This window comes from Campylobacter cuniculorum DSM 23162 = LMG 24588 (assembly GCF_002104335.1).
Taxonomy (GTDB): Bacteria; Campylobacterota; Campylobacteria; order Campylobacterales; family Campylobacteraceae; genus Campylobacter_D; species Campylobacter_D cuniculorum.
On the sequence record NZ_CP020867.1, the window covers coordinates 1,835,764 to 1,856,052 of the forward strand.

15 protein-coding genes and 2 pseudogenes are annotated in these 20,289 nt (G+C 31.1%); 3 read left to right on the forward strand and 14 right to left on the reverse strand.

The genetic code is table 11. From position 1 onward, the window contains the following. Positions 1-115: 115 nt before the first annotated feature. Genes CCUN_RS09100 through CCUN_RS09110 form a run of 3 tightly spaced genes read right to left on the reverse strand, consistent with a single transcriptional unit; the run spans position 116 to position 3,255 of the window. The gene (locus CCUN_RS09100; RefSeq protein WP_027305344.1) at positions 116-1,891 is read right to left on the reverse strand and encodes an ATP-binding protein; all 1,776 of its coding nucleotides are present in this window, start codon (positions 1,889-1,891) and stop codon (positions 116-118) included. A gap of 2 nt (positions 1,892-1,893) precedes the next feature. Next, entirely contained in the window at positions 1,894-2,337 is a 444-nt protein-coding gene (locus tag CCUN_RS09105; protein WP_027305345.1) for a hypothetical protein, read from the reverse strand. Between the two features lie 60 nt (positions 2,338-2,397). Further along, the gene (locus tag CCUN_RS09110) at positions 2,398-3,255 is read right to left on the reverse strand and encodes a hypothetical protein (RefSeq protein ID WP_027305346.1); all 858 of its coding nucleotides are present in this window, start codon (positions 3,253-3,255) and stop codon (positions 2,398-2,400) included. Positions 3,256-3,653: 398 nt separating this feature from the next. Here CCUN_RS09110 and surE point away from each other — a divergent pair, with 398 nt between their 5' ends. Further along, the gene (surE, locus tag CCUN_RS09115) at positions 3,654-4,424 is read left to right on the forward strand and encodes a 5'/3'-nucleotidase SurE (RefSeq protein ID WP_027305347.1); all 771 of its coding nucleotides are present in this window, start codon (positions 3,654-3,656) and stop codon (positions 4,422-4,424) included. 4 nt (positions 4,425-4,428) lie between these two features. Further along, positions 4,429-5,082: a ThiF family adenylyltransferase gene (locus CCUN_RS09120; RefSeq protein ID WP_027305348.1), complete on the forward strand. Its 654-nt coding sequence runs from the start codon at positions 4,429-4,431 to the stop codon at positions 5,080-5,082. Positions 5,083-5,379: 297 nt separating this feature from the next. Here CCUN_RS09120 and CCUN_RS09125 read toward each other — a convergent pair whose 3' ends face one another. Genes CCUN_RS09125 through CCUN_RS09160 form a run of 8 tightly spaced genes read right to left on the reverse strand, consistent with a single transcriptional unit; the run spans position 5,380 to position 12,251 of the window. Beyond that, a complete protein-coding gene (locus CCUN_RS09125; RefSeq protein WP_169712501.1) occupies positions 5,380-7,005 on the reverse strand; it encodes a phosphoethanolamine transferase in 1,626 nt (541 codons plus the stop codon). Positions 7,006-7,040: 35 nt separating this feature from the next. Further along, the gene (locus CCUN_RS09130) at positions 7,041-7,925 is read right to left on the reverse strand and encodes a sulfate/molybdate ABC transporter ATP-binding protein (protein ID WP_027305350.1); all 885 of its coding nucleotides are present in this window, start codon (positions 7,923-7,925) and stop codon (positions 7,041-7,043) included. 8 nt (positions 7,926-7,933) lie between these two features. Further along, the gene (gene modB, locus CCUN_RS09135) at positions 7,934-8,605 is read right to left on the reverse strand and encodes a molybdate ABC transporter permease subunit (protein ID WP_027305351.1); all 672 of its coding nucleotides are present in this window, start codon (positions 8,603-8,605) and stop codon (positions 7,934-7,936) included. Then, entirely contained in the window at positions 8,606-8,998 is a 393-nt protein-coding gene (locus CCUN_RS09140) for a TOBE domain-containing protein (RefSeq protein WP_027305352.1), read from the reverse strand. It abuts the gene before it with no gap. After that, positions 8,995-9,744 carry a molybdate ABC transporter substrate-binding protein gene (gene modA, locus CCUN_RS09145; RefSeq protein ID WP_027305353.1) on the reverse strand — a complete coding sequence of 250 codons (750 nt, stop codon included), beginning with the start codon at positions 9,742-9,744 and terminating at the stop codon, positions 8,995-8,997. The genes CCUN_RS09140 and modA overlap by 4 nt, the downstream gene beginning before the upstream one ends. Before the next feature lie 52 nt (positions 9,745-9,796). Then, positions 9,797-10,492, reverse strand: coding sequence for a methyltransferase domain-containing protein (locus CCUN_RS09150; RefSeq protein WP_027305354.1), 696 nt, complete (start codon positions 10,490-10,492; stop codon positions 9,797-9,799). Then, positions 10,489-11,112: a pimeloyl-ACP methyl esterase BioG family protein gene (locus tag CCUN_RS09155; RefSeq protein ID WP_027305355.1), complete on the reverse strand. Its 624-nt coding sequence runs from the start codon at positions 11,110-11,112 to the stop codon at positions 10,489-10,491. The genes CCUN_RS09150 and CCUN_RS09155 overlap by 4 nt, the downstream gene beginning before the upstream one ends. Next, a complete protein-coding gene (locus CCUN_RS09160) occupies positions 11,109-12,251 on the reverse strand; it encodes an aminotransferase class I/II-fold pyridoxal phosphate-dependent enzyme (protein WP_027305356.1) in 1,143 nt (380 codons plus the stop codon). The genes CCUN_RS09155 and CCUN_RS09160 overlap by 4 nt, the downstream gene beginning before the upstream one ends. A gap of 576 nt (positions 12,252-12,827) precedes the next feature. On the opposite strand from CCUN_RS09160, the gene CCUN_RS10280 reads away from it, so the two are divergent. Next, a complete protein-coding gene (locus tag CCUN_RS10280; protein WP_084483664.1) occupies positions 12,828-13,046 on the forward strand; it encodes a GmrSD restriction endonuclease domain-containing protein in 219 nt (72 codons plus the stop codon). Between the two features lie 354 nt (positions 13,047-13,400). Here the strand turns inward: CCUN_RS10280 and gltB are convergent, their stop codons facing one another. From gltB to CCUN_RS10290, 3 genes and pseudogenes are all read right to left on the reverse strand, one after another. Next, positions 13,401-17,894 carry a glutamate synthase large subunit gene (gltB, locus tag CCUN_RS09170; RefSeq protein WP_027305357.1) on the reverse strand — a complete coding sequence of 1,498 codons (4,494 nt, stop codon included), beginning with the start codon at positions 17,892-17,894 and terminating at the stop codon, positions 13,401-13,403. A 249-nt stretch (positions 17,895-18,143) separates the two neighbouring features. After that, positions 18,144-18,743, reverse strand: a pseudogene (locus tag CCUN_RS10285) (methyl-accepting chemotaxis protein); the annotation flags it as partial. Positions 18,744-19,319: 576 nt separating this feature from the next. Then, positions 19,320-20,084, reverse strand: a pseudogene (locus tag CCUN_RS10290) (cache domain-containing protein); the annotation flags it as partial. Positions 20,085-20,289 lie beyond the last annotated feature (205 nt).

Genomic DNA, 20,289 nt, shown 5'->3' on the forward strand with positions numbered 1-20,289 from the left:
AATGGTTGTACCTATACTACAAATATATCGAGCACTAAATCATCTGTATTAGAATAAAGGGAAGTCGTTCTATCGCTTAATTTTTATAATATAAAAAGGGATTAGTTTTTAGCCATCACAAATATTTTCCTCGTAAAATATCCAAAAATAACTGATTTCTATTTTCTGCATCACAAATTAAAGAATTATAATCCATAAAATTAACTATCACATTATTTTCTTTGTTATATTTATAGCAAATAGGGAATTTTGCATTTGTATATATCCTATTATAATCATCATTTTTAAGATCCTCCAGGATTATATCACTAAACTTCAAAAAACCATAAGCCCAAATTCTTAAGTTTTTTTGTGGATATGCTTCATTAATACAAGAAGCATAATCCAAAATTTGACGATTTGCTTTTGGAAAATAATCTCTACTGTCTTCAGGTTTTTTAAATTCTATAAGCAAAATATCAGTGATTTTTTCTTTTTCATAAGTATTTGAAATAATACTTAACAAATCTGGTCTTTCTATCTTACCATGTAATTTTGGAAAAATATCTTTGATTTGCATATCACTAAAAATTTTATCATAACACATAAACCTATCGTCAAACAACCAAACATTATTGGTTTTATAATTCTGTTTATCATCAAATGTTTTCTGTGGCATAAACAAATTATGAATTTCGGCCTCTATACCACCTTTCTTAACAAAGTTTTTTAATTGTTGAATTAATTTATCTCTATCAAATACATATTCAGCTAATTCTGCTTGAGTCACTTTAGTTAATTTTGATCCATAACCTTCTTTTTCTTTATTGCTATCATCTCTTAAAAAATCTTTATCTTCATTAAACTCTTTCTTTGCATTTTCTAACATATCATTTGCATTTAACTCATTTCTATATTCAAAATATCCCCCAAGATAAGGCAACTCTTTAATTGATTTTTTTCTATTTTCTCTAATTGTATTTTCTATATCAAAATTATGTTCTTTATAGATTTCTTTAAGTTGATTTTCCAATTCATTGTATATTTCATTCCAATTCAAATCTTGAAACTCAAGTGAGTTTTTTTGTTTAGGGTAAATTTGAAATTCATTTCTTTCATCATTAACATTTTTATCAAAATAATCAGATTCTAAGATATAAAATATTCTTAAATCTTTTTCTTTGGGTAAATTATACTTACTGTCTTGATCTAAATCTGAATTTTTTACCACAACCCTATGATTTGCAACATAAAATCCTTCATTTTTAAACTCATTATTTCCAAATAAATATGATAGAACAAAAGAATATTTTTTAATTTTAAATTCTTTCTTTTTAAAATAAGGTATATCATTGCTTTTGATTTTACCTAATTCTTCATCATTTTTATAAATAGCTATTTGAATATTTTTATTTCCTGTTTTGAAATAAGCCAAAAAATGTTCTACAATTTGATCTCTGATTTTAGAAAAATTCATTGAAAGTTTATCTTTTGGATTTGACAAAATCACTCTTGTTTCATTATTAAAATCTCGTTCCTTAGGCTCTGTCATGCCATTATCATAGGTAAAATCAAATTCTTTATTTTTACTTATAACCTTGACATTCCCAAAAAGCTTGAGATACATAAACCTCCCAATACCCTTGCAACCTAACGATTTCTTATAATCACTACGGTATTCCCCAAAAGACCTAATATTACATTCATTAAAACCATCACCATTATCAATCACTTCAATTTTATCTATATAGGAAATTTCAATTTCATCTTTGTTATATAAGCTACGAGCTGTAATCTTAAGCTCAATATACGTAGCATTCGCCTGCATTGCATTCATTATTAATTCAAATATTACATTTCCAACTTTAATATTTTTTAATTCATCTACGACTGCTCTTATATTTATGTTCATCTCTACTCCCACCATATTAAATTTTTAAGTTTTGGGAATTTGCGGAAGTCAAGGTTATTGAGAGAGACACATGCACCATTATCAAATTCGCAAGATTCTACGCCCTGCTCTAAAAAGATTCGTTTGATTTTAAGCCCCATAAGATTTGAAAGGGTTACAAAAATATCAAAATCCTCTCTGCATCCGCTCATATCTAGTTTTATACTCCCTGTTTTATCAAGGATTTTAATGAATTTGCGAGATTTTCTATAATAAAGCAAATGGAGTTCTTTCCGTTCTGCAATTTGAGCTTCAAAGCCTTTATCTTTGCTTAAGGATTCAAGCAAGGTTTTATCGCGTGAGTGAAGCAAATCAAGGCTAAAGACATATTGCGTGTTTTTTGCAAATTTAGGTTTGAGCCAAAGGGCTTTGAGTTCATTTTCAAAATGTGCGATTTGCTCTATCACTTTAAAGGCGATTTTGCGTAGGGTTTGTAATCTCTGTATGGTTTGTAAATCCCATGTGGTTTAGCTGTCTTCTTTATAGAGATAGGCAAACATCCACAAATCAAACTGCTCCTCTAAAAAACTCTTGGCGTCTTTGTGGATGAAAAAGTCAATTTCTTGTTGTTTTTTGTAGGTTCTAAAGATTTTTTTGAGTTCCTCTTCTGTGATTTTTATGTGATACGTTTTGAGAGTTTTGTTGAATTCATCGCTAAACTCGTTCGTATTGTCTTTATAGACCTTAGTAAGATGTGAAAACAAATCTTTTTGATTGGTCACTTTAATGAGAATTTGCGTTTTATCGTTTTGTGTATTGATATTTTCAAATTTAAAGAAAATTTTGTTTTTTGTGTTGTCTTTGTTTTGCTGACAATCACTTGCATCAAACACGACTTCATATTCCCCGCTTTCATCATCTAAAATAAGGCTTTGATACAGAGTGTCGGATTTGACATAATAAAGATTTTGCGTTTTATAAAAAAGATTCGTGTCTTTGGAATTGCTGTAAATTTTAGCATAAATGTTTTTATACATCGGCGTGTCTTTGAAAAATGGTGTGCCTGTGTCATTGAGATAAGAATCAAAGAAAGTGTAAAGTTTATTATAAATGTCTCTACAATCCCATGGGTCATTTTGTGCGTCAATCTCTTGTTCTAAAGAATCTTTGATGTGATTGAAATATTTGTATTTGATTTGCATAAGATTAGAAAAGCCATTTTGTGCAGCTTGGAGTTCATTTTGTGCATGGGCTTGTTTTTGTGCTTCTTGCAATTTTTTTTGATAATTTTCATCATTTGAAAGTTCTTTTTGATGAAAAGCCTTGACTTTCACACCTAAATAACAATCCTCTAATCTTGAAAAAAATGCCTGTTTATAATCCATATGTATCCTTTTAACCAATCTTGCATTGCGTTTGATTCTAAACTTTGCAATGCCTTAGTTGAAATTTTTGCAAAGCCTTAATTTAAATCTTGCAAAGCCTTTATGACGCTTTGATTTTGACGCTACCTTGCGATAGCTTTGTGTGTTCTTGCTTTTAAATTATTTTTTGCCCTTTAAAAGGGATTAGCAAAGCACATCATTTTGTATATTAAATTGACATATCAAAAATTGGAGCATTCTACTTTAAATTTACTTAGAATTTAATATATTGTTATCTTAATAAAATGGCTTTTTATAAATTTTTAATTGAAAAGCTGTGAAATTTTACCTTTATACTTTTATGAGTTTTTACAAAATTGTGCTAGAATTTCTTTTTAATTTTCAAGGAAATTTGTTATATGAAAGAAATTTTAATCACCAACGATGATGGTTTTGAGAGTGAGGGGCTTAAAAAGCTTATCAAAATGCTAAAAAAAGAGTTTAAAGCTAAAATCACTATCGTTGCTCCTGCTAATGAAAAATCCGCTTGTTCTCATTCTATCACTTTAACTAAGCCTTTAAGATTTATACGCGTGGGAAAGAGATTTTATAAACTTGATGATGGCACACCGGCAGATTGCATATATTTGGCTTTACATGCTCTTTATAAAAATCGTTTGCCTGACCTTGTGATTAGCGGGATAAACAAGGGGGCTAATGTGGGCGAGGATATAACTTATTCTGGCACTTGTGCGGGTGCAATGGAAGCGGTTTTGCAAGGAATTCCTGCCCTCGCTCTTTCTCAATTTTATAAAAACAGCGAAAAAGAATTTGATTTTAAACAAGCTTTAAAAATCACAAAAGAAATCATTAAAAAGATCTTCGCTCAAGGCTTTCCTTTGGAAAAAAAAGAATTTTTAAACATCAATTTTCCTTCTGTAAAAACGAAATTTAAAGGCATTAAAATCTGCAAAGCCGGAAAAAGGGTTTATAATTACGAGGCTCATTCAAATGTCAATCCTAGAGGAGTTGAGTATTATTGGCTTGCAAGCTCGAATTTGGATTTTGAAGATGAAAAAGATTCAGATATTGCACTTTTAAAACAAGGTTATGCGACAATTACGCCTATAATGCTTGATTTAACCGCTTATAAAAAGATGAAAAATTTAAAAAAATGGCTCAAGGATTAAGACAATGAATGACAGATTTACACGCGTCAAATGGTTAATTAAAGATAAAAATTTTGAAAAAATCACAAAAACAAAGGTTTTAGTTTGCGGACTTGGTGGAGTGGGCGGAATGTGCGTTGATGCCCTTTTTCGCACAGGTTTTACACATTTAACCCTCATTGATGCGGATAGTTTTGAAATCACAAATCAAAACCGCCAAATTCATAGTGAATATATAGGCGAAGAAAAAGCTAAGGTTTTTGAAAGAATTTATAATGCTAAAGGCATAGTTTCAAAAATTGATGAGGAATTTTTGAAAAATTTTGATTTAGGTGCATTTGATTTAATCATTGATGCCATTGATGATATACCTGCAAAAGTTGCTTTGGCAAAAGAAATTGATTTTAAAAAACAAATCTTCATCTCTTCAACGGGCGGGGCAAGGAAGCTTGATTCTACGCGTATTAAAATTGCAAGTATTTTTAAAACTCACGGGGATGCTTTGGCGAAAAAATTCCGCTATGAACTTAGAAAATCAGGTTTTAAGGGGGATTTTGATGTGGTGTTTTCTGATGAAACGCCTCATTGTAAAGACTTAGGCTCTTTTATGGGTGTTACAGCGTGTTTTGGTTTGACTTTAGCCTCCTTAGCACTTAAAAAAACCCTTCATCTTGCTTAAAATATTATGGGAATTTGCTTTTTAAATTCATCAAAAAAATATGGATTGACACTCTTTTAAAATTTTTTAGCAAATTATAAGACATTTATACCTTTATAATTTTGATTAAAAATTATACTAAAAACAAAAATTGATAATTGCTCTAAGAGATAATTTAAAATCAAATTAAAAAATTCTTAGCTTACAAGATTCCTAAAGAGCATTAAATTTTTCACTTAAAATTCAAAAAAGAATGAAAATTTTAATCGCTTTTTGGTTGTTAAAAATTATTTTTGTAAGCAAAAATTGAAAATCTTTTTAAGGCGAATGGGTTTTAAATTCTAATTTTTCTCCCTGCTTTAAAACTTCTATATAGCCATTGTTTCCCGCCAAATCATTGCCATTGATATAAAAAATTCCTTGCTTAAAATTTGGATTGATGATTTTAAAACCCATAAGTTTAGCAAGTGCTACACCTAATTCATAATGCGTTGGTGTAAAAATCTGCCTTAAATCTTTGATGAATTCATCATCCTTTTTCACCCCATACGCACTTGCAAAAATAGGAATATTCGCAACATTTTTGCTCAAAAATCCATGATGGAATTCGCTTTGATTGTTCTCGCCTAATTCTCCTAGTGTTTCACCATGATCGGGCACAAAAAGTATATAAGTAGGCGTTTTCATTGTTTTGAATTTTTCAAAGATATGCGATAAAACATAGTCATCAAAAATGATTGAATTATCATAAGTATTGATGATATTTTGATTTAAATCACGCGATAAAGGAAAAACATCGGCTTGTTTGTAGCCTTTGTATTGGTCTTTATAGGGAACATGGGAACTTCTTTGATGAAAGACGATGAAATTCGAACCCTCTTTAAATAAAGGGGCTAATTCATCAAGTTTTTTAAGCAAGACTAAATCACCTATTTTTGAAGATTTTAAAGCATAATTTTCTTTCGTGTATAAAACATCAATAAAATTTGAACTCATATAAGAAAGCAGAGATTCTTCTTGATTAGAAATATAATAAGTCTTAAATCCCGCTTGTTTAGCAAGTTTAAAAAGATGCGTGTTTTCATTTAAAATATGTTGTATATCATTGTGATTGTAAGAAATATTCATAAACATAGGCAAACTAACATTTGTCAAAACAGAGCTTGATAAAGCCTTTTTAGCGATGAAATTTTCATCGTTTAAAGCTAATTCTTTGAGTTTTGGAGTGGTGTTTCTTTCATATCCTAACAAAGCTATGTGATTGGCATTGACACTTTCTCCTAAAATCAAAACAATATTTCTTGGTGAAACTTTTTCATATGAGAGTTCATAGGGCAAATATTTTGGGATGTCTTTGTTTTTTGTTTTAAGATAGATTAAAAAATACGCAGTGAAGACCTTCAAATCATTCAACAAACTTATATCATCGTTTCTGGGAACAAAATTTCTTATATGCGGACTTTTAAAAAGGGCTTTATAGGGCAAAATGCTTAGCAATAAAATGAGTAAAATCGTAGCAATGAAGCTTGTTTTGCTTTGAATTTTAAGATAGAGAAAAATCAAAGTTCCATAGACACACAAAAGCACAAAGACATGAAATAATCCCCAAGGCAAAACCCCCTGACTCGCCAAAGCAATTTCTTTAAATTCTCCCCACATTAAATGCAAAGAATAGACATTTAAAGGCGTTTTGAAATAAAAAATATGACTAAATTGTATGAGCTCCATCAATAAAAACAAAACAAATAAACAAAGGCTTAAAAAACGTGGCTTAACTAAGGGTAAAATCAAACTTGCAGGGATAAAAGCGGCTAAAAACTGAAAGGAAAGACGTGGAGAGTAAAAATCATTGACAAGAGAAAAAATAAATCCCGTCGCAATAAAAGCTAAAAAAGTGGCAAGGCTTAGAGCAAGATACCCCCCCCATTTTCTTAAATGAAACATTCAAGCTCCTTAATGAAAAGTTGATAAAATGAAAATTATAGTATTTTTTCGTTAATGATTAAGGGATTAAAAGCCTTGATAGAAAGCAAGAGTGTATCGCCGATTTTAACTTCTTTGTGGTATTTTAAAAATTCTTCTTCGCTTAGGGTGATTTTTATGAGATTTTCATTTAAAAGCAGGGTGAAAATGACCATAATATCGCTTCTTTTAATCTCAAGTAAAACAGCACTCAAACGCAATTTCGCACTGATATTTGATTGAGTAAAAAACTCATTTTTAGGGACATTTTTTATGATTTGACCCCCTTTAAGCTCTAAAATTTTATGGCTAAGCTTATAAATTTCAGCCAAATCATGACTGACAAGCAAGGTTGTGGGTTTAAAATGATTTAAAATTTGAGCAAGTTCATCTTGCAAATAAGCTCTCATCTTAAAATCAACCGCACTCAAAGGCTCATCTAAAAGCAAAAATTCGGGCTCTCTTGCTAAGGCTCTTGCCAAAGCCACTCTTTGTGCTTGTCCGCCTGAAAGCTCTTTAGGGTAAATTTTGGATAAGTTCTTTAAATCCATAAGCTCTAAAAGCTCTTCTGTTTTTTTCTTTGAATGTGAAGCGTAAGAAATATTTTCTTTAACTGTCATGTTTGGAAAAAGAGCATAATCTTGAAACATAAAGCCGATTTTTCTCTTTTGAGCGCAAAGATTGATGCCCTTTTGAGTGTCCAACCACACTTTATCTCCGACCTCAATGCGTCCAAATTCAGGTCTAATAAGCCCCGCAATAATCTTAAGCAAGGTCGTCTTACCCGCTCCGCTTTCACCAAAAATAGCATTTATTTTTCCCTCATCAAACATGGTTTGACATTCAAGTTTTATCCGCCCTTGTGCTGAATTCATAGAATGTTTTATGTCAATTTTTATCATTTTTTATCTTAATTGTTGAATTTTTTATTGACAAAATAAAGGCTTAAAAGCAAAATGAAGCTTAAAGCAAATAATGCAAACGCGTATTGATGCGCTAAGGTATAGTTTAAAGCTTCAAGTTCATCATAAATGGCTATACTTGCAACTAAGGTTTCGCCTTTTTTATGTCCGCCTATCATCATCACAACTCCAAATTCACCGATTGTATGGGCAAAAGCCATCACACAAGCTGAAAAAATTCCTGCTTTGCAATTTGGTAAAATGATTCTAAAAAGTGTTTCTATTTTACCTTTTCCAAGCGTGTAAGAAACGTGGATTAAATTTGGATTGAGAGAAGAAAAGGCACTTTGTAAAGGATTAACCATAAAAGGTAAAGAAAAAATCATAGAAGCAAAGACAAGTCCTTCAAAGGTAAAAACTAAAGAGAGATTAAAATATTCTTTTAAAAACGCACCGATGATTGAATTTTGTGAAAAAGCTATAAGCAGGTAAAATCCCAAAACACTCGGCGGTAAAACCAAAGGCATAGCAACAATCACTTGAAAAATAGCTTTTAAAGGAAAATTCACAAAAGCAAACATATAAGCGATAAAAATTCCAACAAAAAAAAGCAAAAAGGTCGTAAGAAAAGCGAGTTTAAAACTCAACCACAAGGTTTGTAAAAAATCATAATCAAACATCTAAGTCCTTAAAATAATGTCATTAGCTTTAACAAAACAAAGCCAAGATTGTTTGTGTAAAAGTCCTAATTCTTCGCCCCTTTGTGCTGTGATGATAGAATGAAGTTTTAAACCCTCAAAATCAAATTCCACGTCCCATAAAAGTTTGCCTTTTTTAAGATGTGTAATGTGTGCTAAGAAAGTATTTTCTACGCTGGTTTTGGAATTTAAAACCATAAATCCTAGTTCATGTTCTTTAAAAAGCAAATCCACTTCATTGCCGATTCTCAAATCAGACAAAGAAGAAATTCCTAGCATTAAAACGCTAAAAATTTGCGTTTTAATGCGAATTTTTACAATCACAATATCGCCTTCATCTAAAAGCGTGATTACCTCTCCTCTTAAGACATTCAAGGCGTGTTAAATCCATATTTTTTGATGATTTTTTTGCCCTCTTCTGAAACAACAAAATCTGCAAATTCTTTAGCAAGTTCCTTGCCTTTTGCGTATTTTGTGATGACAAAGGATTGTTCTAAAGGCTTAAAAAGTTTATCATCGATAATCACAGCCTTGCCTTTAGGCTTATTCACAGCAGAAACTAAAGAATAAGCCACTATGCCCACTTCAGCTGCCGCACTATCAACATGAAGTACAGGTTGAGAGATATTGTCGCCTAAGACGATTTTATCTTTGAAAATATCATAAATTTTAAGATTATGAAGCACTTCTTCAGCAGCCTCACCATAAGGAGCCACTTTAGGATTTGCAATACTTAAATGCTTAATCTGCTCTGATTTTTCAGCCAAGCCTTCTATCCCATTTTCTAAAAATTTATCTTCTAAGGCATAAAGAGCCACAACACCTAAAGCATAAACCTTTGGTTCGCTTATAGCATTTGAATCTTTGCTGATTTGTTCTGCATATTTTGCATCGGCTGAAAAGAAAAGATCAAATTCTCTTCCCTCTTTTAAAAGCTGATAATGCTTACCAGAAGCACCAAAAACAAGCTCTATCTCATCTTTAGGATGTGTTTTTATAAACTCATCTCTAACCTCACTCATCGCTTTGGAGGCACTTGAAGCGACAAAGACACTGATTTTTTCAGCGTGTAAATTGAGTGAAAAAAATAATATGGCAAAAAATACAAAGATGTTTTTCATTTTTTTCCTTTTTCTATAAAATTATTTTATTATAACATAAAAAAATCCCTTTTCATACCTTATTTATATTTTTTTTACATATTATATAAACGGGATGATAAGTTAAACAATTTTTAAATTCTTGTTCAAATTTTTTCAAAAATTCTTTACTCAAAAAAAAGCTTCCTAAAGAATTCACCCCACTTAATTTCATATGTCTAAAAAGCTCTAAAGGACTTGAAAATTCTAAGGTTATGAGCTCTTCGCTAAGCTCTAAAATTTCAAAATCTTTTTCAAAAATTTTTTGATATTGAGTGAGATTGAGGTATTTTAAAGAATGTCCTGTGCTTTGAGTGATTTGTTCAAAATTTCTTTGGGCAAAACTCGAAAACAAACAAAGTCCATTGTCATTAAGCATTTGCGTTAAAGTGGGTAAAATTCTATCCAAATCAAGCCATTGCAAACAAGCATTTGAAGTGATTAAATCAAATTTTTGTGTGCTTAAAAAATGCTTTGAAAGCTCATTCATATCAAAAAGTTCAACCTTAAAATTCATCTTATAATCAATCATATCATTACTCACATAATGCTTAAAACGCAAAATTCTTTGAAGTTTTTGACTCAATTCTCCTTGCCCACAACCAAACTCAAACACCCTTTCAAAATCCAACAATCCTAAATTTTTAAGTTTTTTACAGAGTTTATTGCCCATAAAATTTTGGATTAAAGCATTTTTTGCATAACTTTCTTTTGCTTTTAAAAAATTCAAAACGCATCCCAAGCATTAAAATGAAAGAAAAGGAAATGAGGTGCATCGATAAAATCAAGTGTTTTAAAAGAATTTTCAAGGGCTGAAGTGGGGAAAATTTCATCATTTTTACTCGCATAAATTTTATCCCAAAGTAAAAATGATTCTTGCTCTTTATTTGCAAAATTCCATAAATTCTCAAGTTCTTTTTTCAATTCTTTTTCTTGTTTAAAAACAAAGTCTTTAGCCAAATTAATCTCTTCTTTAAATAAAGTTTTTTTGAAATTTTCAAGAGAAAATTTTTTTATAGTTTTTAAAAAAACACGCGGATGAATTCCTAATTTCTTATCTATACCTAAATTGCTTCCATTGATTGCAATTTTAAGTTTAATCTTTGAATAAAAATTTACATTTCTTAAAAGTTTATTTGCAACGCAAACTCCCATAGAAAAAGCTATGAGAGTGATTTTTTCAAAAGAATTTAAATTCAAAGTTAAATTAAAATCTTCATAATCATAACACATTAAAACATTTTTCTTTGAGCTAAGGTGCTTAAAATGGCTAAAATGAGAGGCAAAACCGCCAAAAAATAAAATCAATTCTTTGGAATTTTCATTTTTATGCAAAAAATAAGTCTTCATAAAAGCTCCAAAATTTTTATCAAATCACTCTCTTTTAAATCACAATGTAAAGAAAAGCGAATTCTGGCTGTATTTTTAGGTACTGTGGGTTCTTTGATTGCTGGAGCAAAAAAGCCATTTTGTTCAAGTTTTTCTGCAAATTCTAAGGCTTTGTGATTTTGAGTTAAGATTAAAGAAATGATATGAGCCTGTCCTAAAATTTCATAAGCACCTTGCTTTAAACTTTGCGAGAAAAAAGTGCTGATTTGAGCTAAATTTTGCCTTTTTTGCTGAAATTCTTTAAGCTTTTTAAAGATGAATAAACTCCAAGCAACATTGATTGGAGGTAAGGCTGTGGAATAAATCAAAGCCCTTGCTCTATTGATAAAAAGGTCTTTAAACACATTTTTGCAAATCATACAAGCTCCGATTGAAGAGAGGGCTTTTCCAAAAGTAAAAATCAAAAAATCCACCTCATCTTGCAAATTTAAAGCCTTAATAAATCCTAGCCCACTATAATCAAAACAACCTACACTATGAGCTTCATCGATATAAAGTAAAATATTTTTATATAATTTTTTAAATTCTATTAAAGTTTTGATATTTATAAAATCTCCATTCATACTAAAAAGTGCTTCACTTAAAATGATGATGTATTCGTATTCTTTATGATATTTTTTTAAAAGTTTTTCAAGCTCTTGCATATCATTGTGTTTAAAGCGAAAAAACTTAGCCCGACTCAATCTAAGCCCATCAATCATACTTGCATGGATTAATTGATCTGCTAAAAATAAAACCTTGCCAATTTCTGCTAAAGTTGCAATGCAAGAAGTGTTTAGGGCATAGCCGCTGTTAAAATGCAACACCTCTTTTTCAACGAATTGAGTCTTAAGATAATTTTCAATTTTTTCATAAATTTCAAAATTTCCGCTCAAACTCCTTGAACTTGAGCTTGAAAAATATAAATTATTTGAGTCTATTGCACTTAAAAATTCTTTTTTTAAAGCATAAGAATTTGCAAGATTTAGATAGTCATTTCCTGCAAGATTAAGGAGTTTGCGTCCCTTTTTAAATACAAAATTTCCCTCGTGTTTAAGAGGATTAAGGGAGCGAAAATTTGAGTTTTGTTTGAGTGTTAATAAGAATTGTTCAAGTTGCATTGATAATCCTAAAATAATCTAAAGTATAATTGTGCCAAAATAAATTAAAATTTTTTCTTATTTGTCTGTATTTTAAATGCGATTTATATTTTAGAATGCTTTGTTTGAAGGTATTTTGACTTGATTTCTTTTTTTTGTATAATGTTTTATTTTTATGCAAAAGAAAGTAAGAAGTCTTTAATAATGAGATTTTTAGCATTCCAAATTATCAAAGAGATTATGCTTGGAGGAGAGAGAATTTAAAGGATTTGTAGGAGAATTTACTTGAGGCTGAACGTGCTACAAGCGATATAATGGGACATTTTCTAGGCACTGGTGAGTAAGAATTTCGTTGGTTTGGATTGTAAATGAAAACAAATATTTTTTTAACAAATAGAAAATAATATTCTAGATTTTACTTTTTAGAATAAAATAAAAACTAAAAAATAACCAAATACAATAAAACTTTTTCAAATAAGAAACTTTATAATAAATATGATGTTTATTTGAAATTAAAACTGAATCAGATATAATCCTAAAAAATAAAAAAAGAGATGTAAATGCAATTTGAATCAGATAAGAAGTGCATAAGAGCAAATTGGCAATAAAATCTTGTTAGATAGAAAATCAAACATTAAGTGCAGTGACCATTTCTTTGCCAAAAAGCAAGATAACTACAAAAATGTCGCTAAATATTTCAAAGAAGTGAAAGATTTAGGGACTAGGAAAAAGAACAAATGGGATAAAGGAGATATAGAGCAGAGAAATCAGCAAATTTATGACAGATTTAAAGAATTTTTAAAATTAAAATCTTAGAAACTTTTCTGAAAGCTAAGATTTAGATTTTTTATAAAAGGTTTAAATCTATAATATTTTTCTTTATTTATGGATTGTAAGCTTTATATTATTTATTTTTTGCTTTAAATTTTTAAGTGAATTATAGAATTTTTATAGATTTTTAATTTGCTCTTTAAGTATTATCACCTTATAATATGAAAAACCCTATAAAACTTTGTCCTTTTTTAATCGCCACTTATATTCCACAAAGTTTTAATTTCGTTGTGGTTTAATATAAAATTATTTTTATCTTTAAACATAAATTTATATATTTTCTACAAAAAAAACCTCATTTAATTTTAAAATTTGACTAAAATCTGTAAAATTCTCATTTTACAGATTTTTCATTCCGCTTACCTTTAAAAAAGCCGCTAATACAGGGTCTTTTTCCTTTTTACAAAGCTCGATGGTTTGAAGCATTTTTTCATAGTCTCTTGGCAATACTTTAAAAAAATCTTTTCTGTCAAATTTTTGCAAAATATCCTTAGCTTTTTTAGAATTTGTGTATTCTATATGTTTTTCTATCATAATTTTAAGCTCTTTTTCATCTTTAGAATTGAGATTTTTTATATCTACAAGTTCAGTATTGACATGAGCTTCATTATAGCGTCCAAAAATATATACAACTCCTCCGCTCATACCTGCAGCAAAATTTGCTCCCACATCACCAAGCACCACAACTAAACCTCCGGTCATATATTCACAACCATGCACTCCGGTTCCTAATACCACAGCTTTAGCCCCCGAATTTCTGACACAAAATCTCTCTCCAGCTATACCATCTAAATACACTTCACCTTCAGTAGCTCCATACAAACAAGCATTTCCGGCAATGATGTTTTCTTCGGGCGAAAAAGTGGCTTCATTTGAAATTTTAGCAATAATCTTTCCTCCGCTTAAACCCTTACCTAAATAATCATTGCTATCGCCGATAATCTCAAGCTTAATGCCTCGACATAAAAATGCTCCAAAACTATTGCCTGCATTGCCTATAGCTGTGATACAAATGCTATCTTCTTTAAGAGAATCTTTACCATAATTTTTAAGAATTTCGCTTGAAAGCATAGTAGCAAAGGTACGACTTTGATTGCTCACCTCCAAAGAAAGCTTGATATTTTGTTTTTTTTCTAAGGCATTTTTGCAAAGCGGAAGTAAAATTCTATAATCAATGGTTTTTTCGAGTTTATTATCCTTAAAACCTTTGAAATGCACAGCACTTTTATTATAAGTAGGAAGGAATTTTAAAATTTTATCCAAATTGATTTTAGAAAGCTTACCTTCTAAATTTTTTTGCTTTAATTTATCCACTCTTCCTATCATATCATCTAAATTTTCAAAACCAAGTCTTGCCATATATTCCCTAAGCTCTTCAGCGATGAAATACATAAAATTCACAACACTTTCAGCCCTGCCCTTAAAACGAGCTCTTAATTCTTTATCTTGAGTTGCGATTCCAAAAGGACAGGTATTAAGATGACAAACCCTCATCATAGTGCAACCTAAAACAATGAGCGGTGCAGTTGCAAAGCCAAATTCTTCAGCACCCAAAAGAGCAGCTACAGCCAAATCTCTACCATTCATAAGCTTTCCATCAACCTCGAGTTTAACCCTATCTCTTAATTTATTTAAAATCAAAGTTTGATGAGTTTCAGCAAGTCCTAACTCCCAAGGAATTCCTGCGTGAGGGATTGAAGTTCTAGGACTTGCTCCCGTTCCTCCATCATAACCTGAAACCAAAATCAAATTTGCTCCCGCCTTAGCCACACCCGCTGCAACCGTGCCTATACCATTTTCACTGACAAGTTTAACCGAAATTCTAGCACTTGTATTAGAGTGTTTTAAGTCAGAAATCAGCTGTGCTAAATCCTCGATAGAATAAATATCATGATGAGGCGGGGGAGAAATGAGTGTAACGCCCGGAGTTGAATGTCTTGCCTTTGCAATCCAAGGATAAACCTTAAAGCCCATAAGCTGTCCGCCCTCACCCGGTTTTGCCCCTTGTGCGACTTTGATTTGAATTTCTTTAGCACTGACTAAATAATTTAAATCCACTCCAAATCTTCCACTTGCAACTTGTTTAATTGCGGAATTTTTATTGATTCCATCTATGATTTTATAACGTTGCTCGTCCTCGCCACCCTCGCCTGAATTTGATTTTCCACCGATTTTATTCATAGCTTCAGCCAAGCATTCATGCACTTCTTTAGAGATAGAACCATAACTCATCGCCCCTGTTTTAAAACGTTTGACTATGCTCTCAACGCTCTCAACCTTATCAATACTAATAGCTTCACTGAAATCAAATTCCATCAAAGACCTTAAATTCACTCTTTTTTCATCAACTAAGGCACTATATTTTTTAAATTGTTTGTAGTCTTTATTGCGACAAGCATTTTGAAGATTAAAAATGACCAAAGGGTCAATTAAATGTTCTTCTTTAGCACTTCTAAAGCTGTGAATTCCTTTAGAATCTAGTGTTTTAGAAAAACTGCTAAAAGAGTTACGATGAAGATTGATTAATTCTTTTTCATAATCCTCTAAAGCTATACCCTCTATTCTTGAAATCGTAGAAGTAAAATATTTTTCAATCACACAAGAATTTAAGCCCAAACACTCAAAAAGTTGAGAGCCATTATAACTTTGCAAGGTAGAAACACCCATTTTTGAAGCAATCTTCACAATGCCATTAGAACTTGCTTGAATGAAATTTTGCACCGCTTTTTCATAATCCAAATTCAGCTCTTTATTTTGTATAAGAGTGTGAATGCTTTCATAGACCAAATACGGATTAATCACCGTTGCACCATAGCCTAATAAACAAGCAAAATGATGAATTTCTCTAGGTTCTGCACTTTCTACAACAATACTCGCATGAGTTCTTAAGGATTTTCTCACCAAATAATTATGCAAACCTGCCACCGCAAGTAAAGCAGGGATATAGGCATTTTTTTCATTGACTCCTCTATCGCTTAAGATGATGATTGAAGCTCCTTTTTTAATCTCATTTTCAACCTTGACAAAAAGATTGTTCAAAGCTTTTTCTAAGCTGTTTTTTGTGTAATCATAGAGTATGGAAAATTCTTTAACTTGAAATTTCTTCAAATTTTTAATCTTAAAAAGCTCCTCATTGCTGATGATAGGAAGAGAAATTTTAACCCTTTTAGCATTGTTTTCATCAGGTTTTAAAAGGTTTCCTTCTGAACCTAAATAAATTCTTGTTGAAGTAACAATCTCCTCTCTAATCGCGTCCAAAGGAGGATTTGTAACTTGAGCAAAAAGTTGTTTAAAATAATTATACAAAGGCTGATATTCTTTAGATAAAACCGCTAAAGGAGTATCCACGCCCATAGCTGCTAAAGCTTCTTTGCCTGTTTCTGCCATAGCTTTAACACTCATTCTAAGTTCATCATAGCTCCAACCAAAAGCCTTTTGCAAATTCAAAACCTCATCAGTTTTTAAAAATTTATGAGTGTATTCACCACTGCCTTGTTTTTCAAGTTCAACTAAATTTTTAAGCCATTCTTCGTAAGGTTTGGCATTCGCATAATGCTCCTTAATCTCACTATCTGCAATCAATCTTCCCCTTGCTGTATCCACAAGCAAAAGTTTTCCCGGCTCTAATCTTTTTTTAGCCTTGATATTTTTTTCATCAATCCTTAAAGCTCCCGTTTCACTCGAAAGAATTAAAAAATCATCTTTAGTGAGATAATAGCGAGAGGGACGAAAACCATTTCTATCAAGACTTGCTCCCATAATCACCCCGTCCGTAAAAATAATCGCCGCAGGTCCGTCCCAAGGCTCCATAAGCAAAGAATTGTATTCATAAAAAGCTCTTTTTTTGCTTTCCATATTTTTATTTCTGTGCCAAGGTTCAGGCACCATCATCATAAAGGCTTCTTCTAAGGTTCTGCCGTTTAGAGCTAAAAATTCTAAGGTATTATCAAACATTGCAGAATCACTGCTTGGCTTTGCTATGATAGGAAAAATAGAGTCTAAATTTTCAAAATAATCACTCCTTAACAAACCCTCTCTCGCCTTGATATTATGCACATTTCCATGTATGGTATTAATCTCTCCATTATGCACCATATAGCGATTTGGATGAGCTCTCTCCCAGCTTGGAAAGGTATTGGTGGAAAATCTTGAATGCACTAAAGCAATGGCTGATTTCATATTAACATCTTTAAAATCAAGATAAAAATCGCTCAATTGCGTTGAAAGAAGCATTCCTTTATAAACAATGGTTCTTGAAGAAAAACTAGAAAAATAAAATTTTGGCACATTTATAGCCCTTTTTTCTATAAGCCTTCTCGCACTATAAAGCACTCTTTCAAATTCCAAACCCGGATTAATTTTTGCAGGACGCTTGATAAAGGCTTGTAAAAAATAAGGCATAGCTCTTAAGGCACTTTGTCCTATATCGCTAGGATTAAACGGCACCTCTCTAAAGCCTAAAAATTCGAGTTTTTTATCTTCTAAACCTTGCAAAAAGATTTTTTTAGCCTCTTCTTTAGCATCACAATTAGGAGATAAAAACATTTGTGCAACCGCATAATCGCCTTTACGAGGCAGCTCAAAACCCAGCTCTTGCGTTTTGAAAAAATCATGGGGCAATTGGATTAAAATTCCCGCTCCATCGCCCGAATTTTCCTCTGCACCGCTACCTCCTCTGTGTTCAAGTTGCATTAAAATTTCTAAAGCATCGCAAATGATTTTATGAGAAGCTATACCGCGTATATTCGCAACTGCAGCAATCCCGCAAGAATCGTGTTCGTTTTGAGGATTATAAAGCCCTGTGTGATTTTCCAAAATATCTTCTAAATTTATGTTTTCTAAATCCATTGTTTTTCCTTAAATGATGCTTGATTTTAGGATTATAGCATATTTTGCTTTATTTTTTAATTTAGTTAAAATTTTATATACAAAACTCAATTAATTTTCAACTTCAAACAAAATAAGGTTTTATCTTTTAAATCAATTGATTACAATCAACGAAATTGATTTCAAATCAGCACTCTTAAAATTTAGCCCCATAAACTCAATAACATAAACCCTAGAAAGCTTCTAGGGTTTGTATTAGAATTTCTTTTTATTCACATCTTCAAGGATATTGTTTGCTATAGTGCTAACAGAATTAGCAATGATAGAAGATTCATTAGCGATTTCAACATTGTCTTTTGTGCTTTGGTCAATCTGTGAAACACTCTCATTGATTTGAGTGATGCCTTGAGTTTGTTCTTTAATGCTTTCAGCCATATCATTGATGGATTGCACAAGTAAATTTGTATTGGCTTCTATCTCACTCAAAGACTTTTGAGTCCTTTCAGCAAGTTTTCTTACCTCATCAGCCACAACAGCAAAGCCGCGTCCATGTTCTCCTGCACGAGCCGCTTCAATGGCAGCATTAAGAGCGAGGAGATTGATTTGGTCAGCTATATCTCCTATAATGCCTGTAACATTTTTAATGTCTTCACTTTGAGTGATAACATCACTAGTCTTTTGAGAGACATTTTGCATAGAAGAAGTGATTTGCTCTAAGGCTGCAGCGGTTTCTTCTAAAGAAGCTGCTTGGGAATTAGAGCTGGAGGTGAGAGATTGGACTGCTGTTTGGAGTTTTAAGGATTGCTCGTTTAATAAATTTGCCATATGACTTGAAGTTGTAAGCATGGAGCGTATATATTTTCCTGTTTCGTTAATATTTTCTAAAATTTTAAGTAAGGCACCCTTGCTTTTACGCGTATCTGCTGTCTGCGTAAAATCATTTTGTTTGAAAAGCTCCAAGGTGTTTTCAATGGTTTCAAAATTATGATTTAAATCATTTAAAGTTTGATTGAGATAATCTCTTAAATGTTCAAGTTGAGCATTTTTGGAGCTAACTTTGATGATATGAGAGAAATTTCCCTCTTTCGCACTTTCCAAACTCTTTGAAATTTCCTCAACATAATGCCTTTCCTCCTCTGAAGTTTTGTAAATTTTAGCGATATTTTCATTAATAACCTTTGCCATTTGTCCAAATTCATCAGAAGTTTTAATGTCTATATTTTTTACCTTTTGTGATTTAAGATTGAGATAATCAAAAAATTCTAAAAGACCAAGTTTTAAAGAAGATACAGGCTTAATGATTGCTCTTATAGCAATATTCATAACGATAATTAAACATAAAACAAATATAAAAATAGAAACCACAAGATACTGCGTATTATTGTGAAGTTGTTGATAAAGTTCGCTCTCATTGCTCACAACGCAGACTTTCCAGCCTATAAGCTGATTTGAAGAACAAATTCCTATTTTATCCTCTTGTGCTTCTTTAAAGAATAAAAATTTGTTTTGTATATTGTTTTCAAACAATAATTTTGAAGTTTCATTTTCTTTAAAAATCAATTCCGGATTGTCAGAAATGACTATTTTTCCATTAGAGTCCATTCCAAAAATTTCAAAGACAGAATTCTTTTCTAATTTTGCAATGTATTCATTCAAAGGCGTTAAAGCAAGGTCCCCGCTCACAACTCCATAAAAAGCATTGTTTTTAAAAACAGGGGCACTAAAGCCAAAAACAGGAATTTTTTTACTTGCTTGAATCCAAGCATCACTTAGAATGATATCCTTTCCCGCATTTTTAGCAGCACTAAACCAGCTTCTAGTTCTAGGGTCATATCCACTTGAGGGATAAACATTGTTTCCATTGCTTCTTAGCATTCTACCATTGCTTTCAATTCCATAATAAATTAAGTTAAATCCTCCCGTTGATTCAACTAAGGCAAGGGTTTTTACAATTTCATCTTCATCATCAGAATAAATAAGCTTGTCTCTTAATTTATTAATCATATCTTGCTTTTCTCCAATATAAGATTGAAGAAGCATTTGTATAGAATCGAGCTTATTTTTATAAGTTAAAAATTCAGAATTTAAAGAATTTTCTTTACTATGCATATATTGCAAAGTGCCAAATACCAAAAATCCTAAAATACAAGAGATTAAAATCACCAAAGTAGCTTTGGTTGTTAGAGTCCATTTCATTTTTTTTCCTTTAAAAACGACTTAAAAATTATATATAATGTTTATCTAAGTTAAGTCATTATATCGTTTTTTTTTTTTTTCTAAGTTTAAAAAATAAGAAAAATTTAGATAAAAAATAAAAAAATTATTACTTAAAGTAACAAAAATTTTATTATGGTTAAAATACTGATAATTCTTATTTTAGATTTAAAAATTATTTTTCAAT

Coding starts and splice junctions, on each gene's coding strand:
- CCUN_RS09125 (WP_169712501.1), bottom strand. CDS start 7,005: ATGTTTCATTTAAGAAAATGGGGGGGGTATCTTGCTCTAAGCCTTGCC.
- CCUN_RS09155 (WP_027305355.1), bottom strand. CDS start 11,112: ATGAAGACTTATTTTTTGCATAAAAATGAAAATTCCAAAGAATTGATT.
- CCUN_RS09100 (WP_027305344.1), bottom strand. CDS start 1,891: ATGAACATAAATATAAGAGCAGTCGTAGATGAATTAAAAAATATTAAA.
- surE (WP_027305347.1), top strand. CDS start 3,654: ATGAAAGAAATTTTAATCACCAACGATGATGGTTTTGAGAGTGAGGGG.
- CCUN_RS09160 (WP_027305356.1), bottom strand. CDS start 12,251: ATGCAACTTGAACAATTCTTATTAACACTCAAACAAAACTCAAATTTT.
- modB (WP_027305351.1), bottom strand. CDS start 8,605: ATGTTTGATTATGATTTTTTACAAACCTTGTGGTTGAGTTTTAAACTC.
- CCUN_RS09130 (WP_027305350.1), bottom strand. CDS start 7,925: ATGATAAAAATTGACATAAAACATTCTATGAATTCAGCACAAGGGCGG.
- modA (WP_027305353.1), bottom strand. CDS start 9,744: ATGAAAAACATCTTTGTATTTTTTGCCATATTATTTTTTTCACTCAAT.
- CCUN_RS09120 (WP_027305348.1), top strand. CDS start 4,429: ATGAATGACAGATTTACACGCGTCAAATGGTTAATTAAAGATAAAAAT.
- CCUN_RS09110 (WP_027305346.1), bottom strand. CDS start 3,255: ATGGATTATAAACAGGCATTTTTTTCAAGATTAGAGGATTGTTATTTA.